This window comes from Ruegeria profundi, assembly GCF_049800715.1.
Lineage (GTDB): Bacteria > Pseudomonadota > Alphaproteobacteria > Rhodobacterales > Rhodobacteraceae > Ruegeria > Ruegeria profundi_A.
Window position 1 is genome coordinate 570,899 of the sequence record NZ_JBNAFO010000001.1, and the last position, 13,912, is coordinate 584,810.

The 13,912-nt window shown below is 59.0% G+C and carries 9 protein-coding genes; 4 read left to right on the forward strand and 5 right to left on the reverse strand.

Translation table 11 applies throughout. The features are described from left to right. Positions 1–258: 258 nt before the first annotated feature. A complete protein-coding gene (locus ACP15L_RS02885; RefSeq protein WP_425083042.1) occupies positions 259–1,773 on the forward strand; it encodes a mechanosensitive ion channel family protein in 1,515 nt (504 codons plus the stop codon). 88 nt (positions 1,774–1,861) lie between these two features. Then, positions 1,862–3,154, forward strand: a complete 1,293-nt coding sequence (gene serS / locus ACP15L_RS02890) for a serine--tRNA ligase (RefSeq protein WP_425083043.1) — start codon at positions 1,862–1,864, stop codon at positions 3,152–3,154. 60 nt (positions 3,155–3,214) lie between these two features. Here the strand turns inward: serS and ACP15L_RS02895 are convergent, their stop codons facing one another. From ACP15L_RS02895 to ACP15L_RS02915, 5 genes are all read right to left on the reverse strand, one after another. Next, complete coding sequence (locus ACP15L_RS02895; protein WP_425083044.1) at positions 3,215–3,841, reverse strand: helix-hairpin-helix domain-containing protein; 627 nt, start codon at positions 3,839–3,841, stop codon at positions 3,215–3,217. 72 nt (positions 3,842–3,913) lie between these two features. Further along, positions 3,914–4,903 (reverse strand): fatty acid desaturase, encoded by a 990-nt coding sequence (locus ACP15L_RS02900; RefSeq protein WP_425083045.1) that lies wholly within the window; start codon positions 4,901–4,903, stop codon positions 3,914–3,916. Between the two features lie 162 nt (positions 4,904–5,065). Beyond that, positions 5,066–6,529 carry a ribosome biogenesis GTPase Der gene (gene der / locus ACP15L_RS02905; RefSeq protein ID WP_170458932.1) on the reverse strand — a complete coding sequence of 488 codons (1,464 nt, stop codon included), beginning with the start codon at positions 6,527–6,529 and terminating at the stop codon, positions 5,066–5,068. Positions 6,530–6,577: 48 nt separating this feature from the next. Further along, positions 6,578–7,900: a PQQ-binding-like beta-propeller repeat protein gene (locus ACP15L_RS02910; protein ID WP_425083046.1), complete on the reverse strand. Its 1,323-nt coding sequence runs from the start codon at positions 7,898–7,900 to the stop codon at positions 6,578–6,580. A gap of 42 nt (positions 7,901–7,942) precedes the next feature. Then, on the reverse strand, positions 7,943–8,614 hold the full coding sequence (locus tag ACP15L_RS02915; RefSeq protein ID WP_425083047.1) for a hypothetical protein: 672 nt from the start codon (positions 8,612–8,614) through the stop codon (positions 7,943–7,945). Positions 8,615–8,839: 225 nt separating this feature from the next. Here ACP15L_RS02915 and ACP15L_RS02920 point away from each other — a divergent pair, with 225 nt between their 5' ends. Further along, on the forward strand, positions 8,840–10,072 hold the full coding sequence (locus ACP15L_RS02920) for an efflux RND transporter periplasmic adaptor subunit (RefSeq protein ID WP_425083048.1): 1,233 nt from the start codon (positions 8,840–8,842) through the stop codon (positions 10,070–10,072). Further along, the gene (locus ACP15L_RS02925; RefSeq protein ID WP_425083049.1) at positions 10,069–13,860 is read left to right on the forward strand and encodes an efflux RND transporter permease subunit; all 3,792 of its coding nucleotides are present in this window, start codon (positions 10,069–10,071) and stop codon (positions 13,858–13,860) included. Before ACP15L_RS02920 ends, ACP15L_RS02925 begins: the two co-directional genes overlap by 4 nt. Positions 13,861–13,912 lie beyond the last annotated feature (52 nt).

Consider the following 13,912-nt stretch of genomic DNA (forward strand, 5'->3'; position numbering starts at 1 on the left):
CGGCAGCGTGACCTACCTGAACGCACACCTGCCGCCACAAGAACCGTCAAAACGTTGCAGATATGTCCTAGGAACACTGTTCAAACCGGGTATAGTTCCCAACAAGGGGAACACATGGCACGGCAATTCAAACCCTTCCATTCGCTACGTTATTTGCTGACTGCAATGGCAGCAGCCCTTTGGCTAAGCCAACCTGTCGAGGCACAAGAGTCACCGACCGATACGCCTGTGCCAGAAGCTGCAGAATCAGAATCTTTTATGGCCCCAGTCATAATCGACGGGGACGTTCTGTTTCAGGTTCGAGGCTCAAGCGCACTACCCGCCCCCGAGCGTGCCGAAGAAGTTCAAGACAAGATCATAGAAATCGCCGAAGCGTCGGACGCGTCCGAGGTCACGATCAGCTTTGAGGAAACCGAGTTCGGCACCTGGGTTCTGGTTGATGGTGAACGGGTTTCGATCGTCACCGAAGCCGATGCAGAATTGGACCAGATGGAACTCAGCGTTGTCAGCGTTCTGCACGGCAATGCGATCAAACAGGCTATTGAGGCCTACCGTTTGAATCGAACAGAACAGGCGCGGGTTTCAGGTGCTATCGAAGCCGCGGCTTGGACCTTGGGCTTCGTTGTCTTTATCGTGATGATCTTGTGGCTGCACCGCAGGATACGGCGGCGGACACTGAGATTCGTGAAGCGCTACCTGAAGGACGTGGAAACCGCCACGGCCAAGAGCGTTCAAGCCGAGGCCATTGCAGCCTTGGTGCGTTACGGTCTAAATTTCGCTCTGCTGGTGATTTTCTTCCTGGGTTTCTACTACTACCTGTCGTTCGTCTTATTGGCCTTTGCCGAAACCCGGTATTTCGCGCAATTGCTGCTGACCTATCTGACCGAGCCGGTCCTCCTTATCTTCAAAGGCATCCTCAGCTATATCCCAAACATGATCATGCTTGGCCTGATCGCATGGGTAACTATGTATATTATCAAGGGCATGCGGGTCTTCTTCGACGCCGTCGAAGCAGGATCGTTCGATATGGGGGATTTTGAGAAGCATTGGGTTAACCCCACCTTCAACATCGCCCGAGTTGTCGTGATCCTGATCGCACTGGTCTTTGCCGTTCCCTACATTCCAGGCTCGGATTCGGCGGCGTTTCAGGGCCTGACCATTCTGGTCGGTGCGATGCTGTCGTTAGGCGCGAACTCGGTCGTGTCGAACATGCTGGCCGGGCTATTCGTGATCTATCGCCGCTCAACCTCGATCGGGGACCGTATTCAGATCGGGGATCACATCGGCGACGTGGTGCAAATCAAGCTGATGGAAACACATCTGAAATCCATCAAGAACGAGTTGATCTCGATCCCCAACGCGCAGCTGATGAATTCGGACGTGGTGAATTTTTCGAAGAAAACAGATGGCAGCGGGCTGTTGCTGCACACAACCGTTGGCATCGGCTATGAAGAGCCACCCGAAAAGATCGAGGCGATGCTGATCGAGGCCGCCAATCGCACCAAGGGGATCAAGTCCAAGCCTGAACCCTTTGTCCTGTGGACCGCGCTGGCCGACTACGCGATCAACTACCAGATCAACGGATACACGACCCGAGGCAGCATTATTCCCAAGATCCGGTCAGATCTACATCGCAACATTGTGGCCGTTTTCAACGAGAATAACGTGCAGATCATGACCCCCTCCTACATCGCTGATCCGCCCGAACCAAAGATCCCGACCGGGGAATGGGACGGACATCTGGCTCATCACGATGAGGAGCCGGACAGTTAGGCGCAGTTTGGTTAACCAGCGCTACACCCTCCGAGATATATGGTGCATAAGCAGTCGCAGTGATTCACTGCATTCAAGGATCTGAACTATGCACGACATCCGCGCCATTCGCGAAAACCCAGCCGCTTTCGACGCCGCACTCGCGCGCCGTGGGGACGCGCCGGTGTCGTCAGACCTGCTGCGGCTGGACGAAAGCCGCCGCGCCAAGATTTTGGCCGCTGAAACCGCGCAGGCCGAACAGAACAAGGCCAGCAAAGAGGTCGGCGCAGCCAAAGCCCGCGGGGATGAGGCCGAATTTGAACGCCTGCGCGCGCTAGTAGCTGAAAAGAAGGCCGAAATCGCCCGGATGCAGACCGAGGCCAAGGATCTGGACGCTCTGCTGACAGACCAACTGATCCGTATTGCCAACCTACCCGCCGACGATGTGCCAGAGGGCGCCGACGAGAACGACAATGTCGAGGTGAGCCGTTGGGGTACCCCGCGCGAAATGGACTTTGCCCCAAAAGAGCATTTTGAGATTGAGGCCGTTCAAAACGGTATGGATTTCGAAACCGCCGCGAAACTCTCTGGCTCGCGCTTTGTGCTGCTGTCCGGCGGCGTTGCGCGTATCCACCGTGCACTGGCCCAGTTCATGCTGGACACGCATATCAACGAAAACGGACTGACCGAGGTCAACGGCCCGGTTCTGGTTCTGTCCGAAATGATGCAGGGCACCGGCCAGCTGCCGAAATTCGGCGAGGACAGCTATCAGACCCGCGAAGGTTGGTGGTTGATCCCGACCTCCGAGGTTTCGCTGACCAACATCGTCAACGATACGATGATAGAAGAAAGCTACCTGCCCCGCCGATATACCGCGCATTCGCTCTGCTTCCGGTCCGAGGCCGGTTCGGCGGGCAAAGACACCCGCGGAATGCTGCGTCAGCACCAGTTCGAAAAGGTCGAGATGGTCTCGATCACCCATCCCGAGACCTCTGATGACGAACAAAAACGCATGGTTCGCTGCGCCGAGGGCATTCTGGAAAAGCTGGGCGTGCCGTATCGCACCGTTATTCTGTGTACCGGCGACATGGGCTTTGGCGCCCGCCGTACCTTTGACATCGAGGCATGGCTTCCCGGTCAGGACACCTATCGCGAGATCAGCTCGGTCTCAACCTGCGGCGATTTTCAGGCCCGCCGCATGAATGCGCGTTTCCGGCCCGAAGGCGGTGGCAAACCAGAATATGTCCACACGCTGAACGGCTCTGGCCTTGCGGTGGGTCGCTGCCTAATCGCCGTGCTGGAAAACGGTCAGAACGCAGACGGCACGGTCAGCCTGCCCGATGTCCTTGCCCCCTATCTGGGTGGCAAGCTGACGCTACAGCTGGACGGTACATTGGCATAAGAAAACCGGCATCCGCGTTGCACGGTGCCGGTTCGAAACACATGAAAGGGCGAGGAAGAGTTACTTCTTCGCCTTTTTCTTATCCTTCTTCTTGTCAGATTTTTTGTCCGACTTCTTGGCGTCCTTTTTGCCTGTATCTTTCTTCTTGTCGGCCTTCTTGGACTTGTCGTCCTTCTTGGATTTCTTCCCCTTCTTGGACTTGGCTTTAACCTTATCCTTGGCCTTTGAGAACGCGGCCTCCATCTCGGCCCGCTTTTTCGCAGCTTTCTCAGCCTTGGCTTTTGCCTTGGCTTTCTTCTTGGCCTTCGCCTCTGCGGCTTCTGCAGCGGCTTTTTCCTCGGCGGCTTTGCGTGCAGCTTCGGCGGCGCGCTTCTCGGCAGCGGCGGCGACAACTGTCTTGCGCGCAGCGGGACGTCGAGCCGCCGGTTTACGCGTAGCGGGCTTGCGGGCAGCAGGTTTCCGGGCGGCTGCGCGACGAGGGGCTGGTTTGGCAGCCGCCGGTTTCGCAGCAGTCGCCTCTTTTGCAGCGGCAATCAGGACCGCTGCGCGCGCCACACCAACGCGGGGGACCTTGACCAGATCGTCCGGTTTCGCTTTCGCAACGGCTTCGGCGGTCTTGAAACCGTTATCGGCCAAACCTTTGGCGAGCGTATCGCCAACGCCTTTTATCTCGGTCAATGCGGTCATTCTGGGTCCTTTCTCTGTCTCCCTGGTCACCTGTATATACACAGGATATACGCTCTTCAAGCAGAGCTGCGCCTATGACGATCCATGGGCCAAGTCAGCAGTCTGCCCTTTTTTCGGAAATGGCACCAGCCGTTTGGCGTCTTCGTCCCATAGTTTCAGGTTCAACGCTGCCACGGCTTCGGGGAACTTGATCCGACGCGGCGTGTATTCGGGCGGCAGGTTATAGTGGCATTCACGCAACCGGTAGGACGGGATACGGGCGTTGAAATGGTGAATATCGTGCAAGGTGATACAGGCCACCGCGTTGTCGAACCACCAACCGAAATCCAGCGCTGACGAGCCCTGAAGAGCCGCGATTTGCGGATCCAGATCCGGTCGACGATCCCAATATGTGTCCTCGAAATTGTGCTGTAGATAGACGAGGAATACGCCCAGCATCCCACCCAGCAAGGAAAACACTAGCCAGACCAGAATACCGGTCGTCCCGGCGATCAGGTAGAGCAGCCCGAGAAAAACGGCGATCGAGAGGTTGTGCAGAACAACGCCCTTCACGCCAAACCGTACAGTGTTTTTGGGCCAACGGTAGCGTATGAAATAGGTGAACAGAGCGCCCACAGGCACGAGAATGAACGGGTTGCGGTACAGGCGATAGACAAGACGTTTGAGCCAGTCCGCCTCGTTCCATTCCCGCAGGGTCATTGTGTGGATTTCACCGGTCTCCCGATGCTCGAGGTTGCCGATCCCCGCATGGTGCAGATTGTGGTTCTGTTTCATCACCTCAAAAGGGGCAAAGGTGAAAGGCGACAGGCCGTGCCCTGCCCATTCATTCTGCTGGCGCGTTTCGAACAGGGAATGATGGCCGCAGTCATGTTGCAGCACGTAAAGTCGCACAGCGGAAAACGCAAAAACAATCCCAGCTGGAACCATGACATACCAATGGTCCACATTCACGATCGCCAGGGCCAGCGAGGCAAAATAGACGGCGAAGGTTCCGAAATAGCTCAGGGCTGCAAGCCTGTTGTCCTGAACCGCGTATTGCCGCGTGTAGTCTCTTAGATTCATCAAGCCCTCTCCCACGATGGCCCGGTTAAATGAGAAGCAAAAGGAATTCAGACCCGCCGCAGGACGGGCCGCGCACAGGAAACAAATGCACGCTCCTGAATGCTAGCGTGCAGAAAGAGCGCTGTCACGCCCTTGCACTGAAAATGCTGAAAATTGGCGCAGTTACGCGCGTCCCTTGAGGTGTTTGGCCAAGGCACCGGCGTTTTTCTTGCGCCGCCCCTTATAAGGGTTCTTGTCACCTTGCCCGCGCAGCGTCAGACGGATCGGCGTACCAGGCATGTCAAAGTCTTCACGCAGGCCGTTGACCAGATAGCGGGTATAGCTGGCCGGCATCTTGTCGGGATGCGAGCACATCACGACAAAGCCCGGCGGCCGTGTCTTTGCCTGGGTCATGTAGCGCAGCTTGATGCGGCGGCCTTGCGGGGCTGGCGGCGGGTGCTGCTCGAGCATGGCGGTCAGCCAGCGGTTCAGCGCGGCGGTGGGCACGCGGCGATTCCAGATATCATGCGCACGCAAGATGGCGGCGCGCAAACGTTCCAGCCCCCGGCCCGTTTTGGCCGACACGGTGATCAGAGGTGCGCCCCGCAGTTGCGGCAGCAGCCGGTCGAAGGACTCTTTGAGCTCGCGCAGCTTCTCCTGCTTGTTTTCCTCAACGTCCCATTTGTTGACCGCGACAACGACCGCACGGCCTTCCCGCTCGGCCAGATCGGCGATGCGCAGGTCTTGCTGCTCGAACGGAATGGCTGCATCCAGCAGGACGACAACCACTTCGGCGAATTTCACCGCGCGTAGACCATCAGATACCGAGAGCTTCTCCAGCTTCTCCTGGACCTTGGCCTTTTTGCGCATGCCCGCAGTGTCGAAAATCCGCATCGGAGTGCTTTCGCCATCCGGGTCGGCCCAATCGACCCGCAAGCTGATCGCATCACGGGTAATCCCAGCCTCAGGACCGGTCAGAAGGCGGTCTTCACCCATGATTTTATTGATCAGGGTGGATTTACCTGCATTCGGTCGACCTACGACGGCTACCTGCAACGGTTTGGCTGCGGTGATCAGAGGGGTTTCGCCCTCTCCATCCTCGTCCAGCTCGATATCGACCACGGGGGCGTCGTCTTCGGCCTCTTCCTCAGCCGCATCTGCCAGAGGCATCAGTTGGGCGTAAAGGTCGGTCATACCCTCGCCATGCTCGCCCGACAGGCGGACAGGTTCTCCGAGACCTAGGTTGTAAGCCTCCAGAACACCGGCATCAGCAGCCGACCCTTCAGCTTTGTTGGCAGCCAAAATCACGTGTTTGGAGCGTTTGCGCAGAATCTCGGCAAACATCTCATCGGTCGGAGTGAGGCCGGTGCGCGCGTCGATCATGAAGAGGCAGACATCTGCCATATCCACCGCGCGCTCGGTCAGGCGGCGCATGCGACCTTGAAGGCTATCATCAGTCGCGTCCTCAAGACCCGCCGTGTCGATCACGGTGAACCGCAGATCGCCCAGCCGCCCTTCACCCTCGCGCAGGTCGCGTGTCACGCCAGGCTGGTCGTCGACCAAGGCCAGACGTTTGCCCACAAGGCGGTTGAACAGAGTGGATTTGCCCACATTCGGGCGCCCCACGATGGCGAGGGTCAGTGACATGTTCTCAACTTTCAAGACTCAAGATGCGCCCTTTAGCGTATCTTTTGGTCAACGGAAAGCGTGTAGATCACCTTTGGTCGACACGACATACAGTGTTTGTCCGGCAACGACAGGCGCGGTGGTCGCGCCTCCGGGAACTTCGACCTGATGCACAAGCGCCCCGTTCACCGGGTTGAAGAACCGCAGGAACCCGTCATTCGAGGCGATCACAATGCGCCCTCCGGCCAGGATCGGGCCATAATGGGCCACGATCGGACCGCGACGGTTTGGTTTGTCCTTTACAAAGCCCGGTAGGTCCTGCGCCCAGATCACCGAACCATCGGCGCTGTTCAAGCGGACCAGCTGGCTGCGATCGCTGATCAGGAAGATGCTGTTGCCTGCGGGCCAGACGGTATCAACCGCGCCTTCATCTGCAGTCCAGCGACGCTCACCTGTTCCCGCGTCAAACGCAACGGTACGGCCAGAGTGGTTACCGATGAAGATGGTGTCGCCCACTACCATTGGGCTACCTGTCACGTCGACGATCCGCGCAGTCGCGCGTCCACGGCGGCCCCCAGCCACCGAGGCATTCCAACGGCTGATCCCGCCCCGCTTGAATGTTGCGGCGATATCACCCGAACCAAAGGCAAAGACAGCTAGGTCCGAGGTCACAACCGGCGCAGGTGCGCCCAGAACGTTGCCAACGCTAGGGGTGCCTTCGATCTGCCATTGAATGCGGCCATCCTTGGTGTCAACGGTCCAACCGGTTTCATCTCCGGCGACAAGATACAGCAGTCCGTTACTCACCAAAGGCGCGCCGCTGCCGGTTGCGTTTAGGCGTTTCTGCCAACGGATCGCGCCTGTCTTGGCATCCAGCGCTGTTAGACGGCCAAAACCGGAGGAGACATAGAGAATGCCACCCGAATAGGCCATACCACCGCCCGTGGCATCCGCGTCTCCGTCGGTTGCTGGAATCAGATTGGTGCTCCAGGCGACCTGTCCCTGCGGTGTCACCGCTGAAACCGTCGCCCCCGCGTCAAGCGTGTAGACCAGCCCCCCCGCGACAACCGGGTCAGCCGTAATTCGTTGTTTGCGGGAATCGCCATCCCCAATCGAGGCCGACCAAATACGTTGAGGTGTCGTACGCAACGAAGCATTGGACGTCCGGAAGGCTGGCGTGCCAGGGCTTTGGGGCCAGCTTGCATTTGCACTCTGCGATGGCAGGCTAATCGGTTGCGAGCCGCTTTTGGCGACCGTTTCAAGGTCTGAGGCGGGTCGGATATCCTCGCGCACGCCCGGCAAAATCTGTTCGGGTTCTTCACAAGCGGCCAGAGCGGTCAGGGCCAGTGCCGCAATCGGCAGTCCCACGCGAGAGAAAAGTCTTGTTACCATTTTAATCCGAACTCGCCTGTCATTAACCTGTGTTCCGCCCGATTAGCCCTGCTGAGCGACCAATGGCTCGGGCTCAGCGCCCAGTGCAACAATCAATTGCGCGGCGCGCTGCTGCAGATCCACGCTGACCTCTGCATCCTGACGCAGCGCCTGCAATCGCTCCAACGCGGCGTCTACTTCGCCCTCGGCGATGTCGATCAGGGCCAGTTGCTCTTGGGCCAGAAGGCGCAACGGGGCGCCCGGTACAGCCAAAGCCTCGAACTGTTGCCGACGGTCTGCAGCGGGCATCGTGTCGGATTGAAGCAGCAGCGCCTTGAAGCTGGCAATAGCACGGTAAATCTCGGGCAAATCGCCCTGAACGGCCACAGCATTTAGACTATCGACCGCGTCCTGCCGGGAATCAGCATCGAGCTGTGAGGCGGACAAAAGCATGTTGCGCACAGCCTCACCACCCGGCGTCAACACGTCCACCTGCTCCAGGCCAGCGACACGCGCGGCCGTATCGTTTTCCGCCAGCGCGGCAAGAATGTCATCGCCCAGCTTCTGAGCCTGTGAGGTATCCCGCGCCTTGCGGTATTCGTTGAATGCAGCCCCACCGACGATCAGCACGACGGCAACAACACCGACCCAGCCCCAGCGCCGCAAAAGCAGATACAGCCGGTCGCGGCGCACCTCTTCTGTGACCTCATCAATGAAACTGTCGGTATCGCTCATACCTGCCCCCGGGCTGTGTATCCTGTCTTGGTGGGCCATGTCATACCCCGGCACCACGGCCAAGCCAAGGGCCGGATTTTGCACAATTCCGCTTACTGCATGCGCCCTTGCCAAAAAAAATAAACCGAACTAATCAGTTTAGCGTAGAAAATACACAAGCCGACGCCCATCTTTCACTATACTACCCCGGTCTAAGCCGGCGAATTTTTTAAGGAGACCAGCTTTATGCGTCTGATTTCATTCATCAATGCCGCCTTGGTGATTGTCGCGCTGTATTTCCTTGTTTTTGAGCGTGACGCGCTGTTCGCCTTTGCAGGCCGAGGTGACGTAGAGGAAAGCGCCTCATCAGAGACCGAAGAGGCGGTGGTTTCGATAGCCAATGAAAATGCTGTGCGCGTGGTCGCCCTGCGCTCGGTCGCGCGCGAGATTGACAGCGCCGTCCTGCTGCGCGGCCAAACAAAAGCCAACCGTCAGGTCGAAGTGCTGGCCGAGACGACCTCGACCGTAATCTCAGAACCTATGCGCCGCGGTGCTTTTGTTGAGGCGGGCGATCTGCTGTGTGAGCTTGATCCCGGCACCCGCCCCGCCAGCCTAGCCGAAGCGAAGGCAGGCAAGCTTGAGGCCGAAAGCCGCATCCCCGAGGCCGAGGCGCGTCTGGAAGAAGCACATGCTTTGGTGGCCGAGGCCGATATCAACCTGAAAGCGGCCCGCAAACTGTCCGAGACGGGCTTTGGTTCGGAAACCCGCCGCGTCTCCTCCGAGGCCGCGATGAGCAGCGCCGAGGCAGGCATCAAATCGGCTGAAGCCGGGCTGGAAGCAACCCGCGCTGGAATCGAATCCGCCGCGGCCGAGGTTGAAGCCGCCCAACGTGAAATGGATCGGCTGACGATTGAGGCCCCGTTTCAAGGCCTGCTGGAAAGCGACACCGCCGAATTGGGCAGCTTAATGCAGCCTGGAACGCTCTGCGCCACGATCATCCAGCTGGACCCGATCAAGCTTGTTGGATTCGTGCCCGAGACCGAAGTTAACCGCGTTCAGGTCGGGGCGCTGGCTTCGGCTCAGTTGGTCACCGGTCGTCAGGTCGAAGGCCGCGTGACCTTCCTCAGCCGCTCGGCAGATGAGACAACCCGCACCTTTGAGGTCGAGATCACCGTGCCGAACGAAGACCTGACTATTCGCGATGGCCAGACAGCGACAATCCGTATCTCGGCCGAAGGGGCCAAGGCGCATCTGCTGCCGCAATCAGCACTGACCCTCAGCAATGAAGGGCAATTGGGCGTACGCACCGTCGGCGCGGGCGATGTGGTCGATTTCATGCCGGTCCGCGTGTTGCGCGACACGGCCGAGGGCGTTTGGATCGACGGGCTGCCGGAAACCACAGACATCATCGTGGTCGGGCAGGAGTTCGTCGTCAAAGGCGTCACTGTGAACCCAACCTATCAGGAGGTCACGCAATGACGGGTATCGTCAGCTGGGCCGCCGACCGGGCCCGCATGGTTCTGGCTTTCATCCTGATTTCGCTGGTCATCGGCGGGTTCGCCTATGTCAATCTACCGAAAGAGGGCGAGCCGGATATCGAGGTCCCTGCCCTTTTCGTGTCGGTCGTTTTCCCCGGAATCTCGGCAGAGGATTCCGAGAACCTGCTGGTCAAACCGATGGAGACCGAGCTGGCAGATCTGGATGGTCTGAAAGAGATGACCGCCACTGCCGCCGAAGGCTATGCAGGCCTGTTCCTTGAGTTCGAATTCGGCTGGGACAAGACCGCGATCACTGCCGATGTCCGCGATGCAATGAACAGCGCACAGGCCGAGTTCCCGGATGGGGCCGAGCAATATTCCCTGAGCGAGCTGAACTTCTCCGAGTTCCCCATCGTTATCGTCAACCTGACCGGTGCCGTGCCCGAACGGACTATGGCGCGCATCGCCAAGGACCTGCAGGACGATATCGAAGCGCTTGATTCCGTGCTTGAGGCCGGAATCGCTGGCAACCGGGATGAACTACTTGAGGTCATCATCGACCCTCTGCGCCTTGAGGCCTACAACGTCACCGCGAATGAGCTGATCACGGTTGTGCAAAACAACAACCAGTTGATTGCAGCGGGCGAAGTGGACAGCGCGCAAGGGGCCTTTTCGGTCAAGATCCCCTCGTCCTTCAAAACCGCGCAGGACGTGTACGGCTTGCCGATCAAGGTCAACGGCGACCGCGTGGTTACTCTGGGTGAGCTGGCCGAGATCAACTATACGTTTGAAGACCGCGAAGGCACGGCCCGGTTCGACAACGTGCCGACCGTCGCTTTGCAGGTGGTCAAGCGCAAAGGCTTCAACCTGATCGACACGGTCGAGCAGGTCAAAGCAACGATTGCCGAAGCGCAAACCAAATGGCCTGCCGAATTGCAGGCGGCGGTGGATGTGGGCACCTCGAACGACCAAAGCCGGATCGTAGGGTCCATGGTCAGCCAGTTGGAGGGCTCGGTCCTTACGGCGATTGCGCTGGTGATGATTGTCGTCCTTGCCTCGCTGGGGTCGCGGGCAGCGCTGTTGGTGGGCTTTGCGATTCCAACCTCGTTCCTACTGTGCTTTGCCTTTCTCGCGGTCATGGGGGTCAGCATTTCGAACATCGTGATGTTCGGTCTGATCCTGGCCGTTGGTATGCTGGTGGATGGCGCGATCGTTGTGGTCGAATACGCCGACAAACGCATCAAAGAGGGGGTCGGCCCGATGCATGCCTATGTCGAGGCGGCGCAGCGCATGTTCTGGCCCATCGTCTCCTCCACGGCCACGACCCTCTGTGCCTTCCTGCCGATGCTGTTCTGGCCCGGTATTCCGGGTGAGTTCATGGGCATGCTACCGGTCACGCTGATCTTTGTTCTCTCCGCGTCGCTGATCGTGGCCCTGATCTACCTGCCGGTTATGGGCGGCGTCTCGGGCCGGTTGAGCCGCATCTTCGACCGAGCCTCTGACTGGTTGCGCGGTCGCACGCCTTGGTGGCTGCGCGCCGTTCTAGTCCCCCCGTCCTTCTATCTGGTCTTCCTCGGCGCAATGCAGGTGCTGAACCCCTCCTATCTGGTCGAGGGCGGTGGTTCGCTCCTTGGGGCCGTTCTGATGATCCTCGGAGCCTTCGCCGGGTCGGTCACATTGGGTGCGGCCCGGATCGAGCGCAAACCCGACACCAAGGTTCACACGACAAAGGAACACACGCCCTTCGGCTATGTCATCAAGTTCCTCGTTGGCAATCCGGTGATGCCGATCGTCTCGATCGCAGCAGTTATCATGGCTGTGATGACGGTGATTTCGGTGTTCGGCGAAAACAACCGGGGCGTTGAGTTCTTCGTCGAAAGCGAGCCGGAACAGGCCACGGCTTACGTCCGCGCGCGGGGCAACCTTTCGTTGATGGAAAAAGACGCCATGGTGCTGGCCGCCGAACAGGTGATTTCCGCGCACCCGGCCGTGATCAACGTCTTCTCGTTTGCGGGCGAAGGTGGGCTGACGCAGAACAATGGCGGCGCGCAAGACCCGGCAGACACGGTTGGACGCGTCCAGTTCGAAATCATCCCATGGGAAGACCGCCCCAACGTCTCGGAGCCCATTCTGGGCGGGCTGTTCGACCGGCATTTCATCGCCCCCGAATATGATGGTGACTATGTTCTGGAAGAACTGAACACCCAACTAGCCGAGCTGCCCGGTTTCGAGGTTGAGATTCTGGCGCTGGAACAAGGCCCCGCCTCGGCCAAGCCCGTGCATCTGCGGATCAAGGGCGACGGGTGGGAGCCGCTGACTGCTGCTACTGTCGCCGCCCGAGAGGTTTTCGACACGACCCCCGGCCTGATCAAGATAGAAGACACTCTGCCCCTGCCCGGCATCGACTGGCAGATCGACGTTGACGTCGCCAAAGCAGGCCGATTTGGCGCCGATGTGGCCACTGTTGGGGCCATGGTGCAGCTGGTCACGCGCGGTATTCTTCTGGGCGAGATGCGCCCCGACACCACGGATGAAGAGATCGAGATCCGCGTCCGCCTACCCGAAGAAGATCGCGTCCTGTCAACGCTGGACACGTTGAAGGTGCGCACGGCGGACGGCCTCGTGCCTCTTTCCAACTTCGTCACCCGTCAGCCGGTCGCCAAACTGGCTGAAATCAACCGTGTTGATCAGGAACGCTATTATGACGTCAAAGCCGATGTCGAAACTGGCCTCAGCAAAGCAGTAGTCGCTGGACCAGACGGTGGTGAAAAACGTTTGGCCGTTCTGCGCGCGGTTGCGGATGAGGCTGAGCCCTCCTCAGCCGCGATCACTGCGCCCAATGGCAAGCAGTACGATCTGGTGCAATTGACCGGGGCTGAGACAACTGAAGAGCTGCGGACCGCCATTGAGAATGGCGAGGCCAGCATCGCGCCGATCAATCCCAACGAACGTATCGCCGTTCTGACCGAATGGCTGAACACCAACCCGTTCGACCCTTCGATCACATGGGAATGGACCGGTGATCAGGAAGAACAGGCCGAAAGCCAGGCCTTTCTGTCCAGCGCGTTTCTGGCGGCCCTAGGGCTGATGTTCGTGATCCTGCTGGCGCAATTCAACAGCTTTTACAACTCGGTTCTGGTTTTGCTGGCGGTAGTACTGTCGACGACCGGCGTTCTGATCGGGATGCTGGTGATGGAGCAACCCTTCTCGATCATCATGACCGGTACGGGGATCGTCGCTCTGGCAGGGATTGTTGTGAACAACAATATCGTTCTCATTGACACCTATCAGGAGTACAGCCGCTACATGCCGCGGATCGACGCGATCGTGCGTACGGCTGAGGCTCGGATTCGCCCCGTTCTGCTGACAACGCTGACCACTATGGCCGGTCTGACGCCGATGATGTTTGGCCTGTCGCTGGACTTCATCAATGGTGGCTACACCATCGACAGCCCGACAGCACTGTGGTGGAAACAGCTGGCCACCGCTGTGGTCTTTGGCCTCGGCATCGCCACCGTGCTGACCCTGATCGTGACGCCATCGATGCTGGCCCTGCGGGTTTGGGTGACAACCTATGCCATCTGGCTGGGCAAACTTCTGGCGCGGGTCACAGCGGGCCGGTCCAGCCAGATCGCGCAGGACATGGCTATCGGCCAAAGCGCACGGGCCGCGCAAGCGACTGAGATCGTCTGGGACGAACAGCCTGTGCCTCGGCCCAAGCAGGCCACAGGGACGGAAGAGGACCACCCGACAATCCCGCCTGGGTCACCGCTAAAAGCAGCCGAATAACCAACAAAAAATGGCGAGTCGATGGCCCGCCATTTTTCGTTTCTTCAAACGT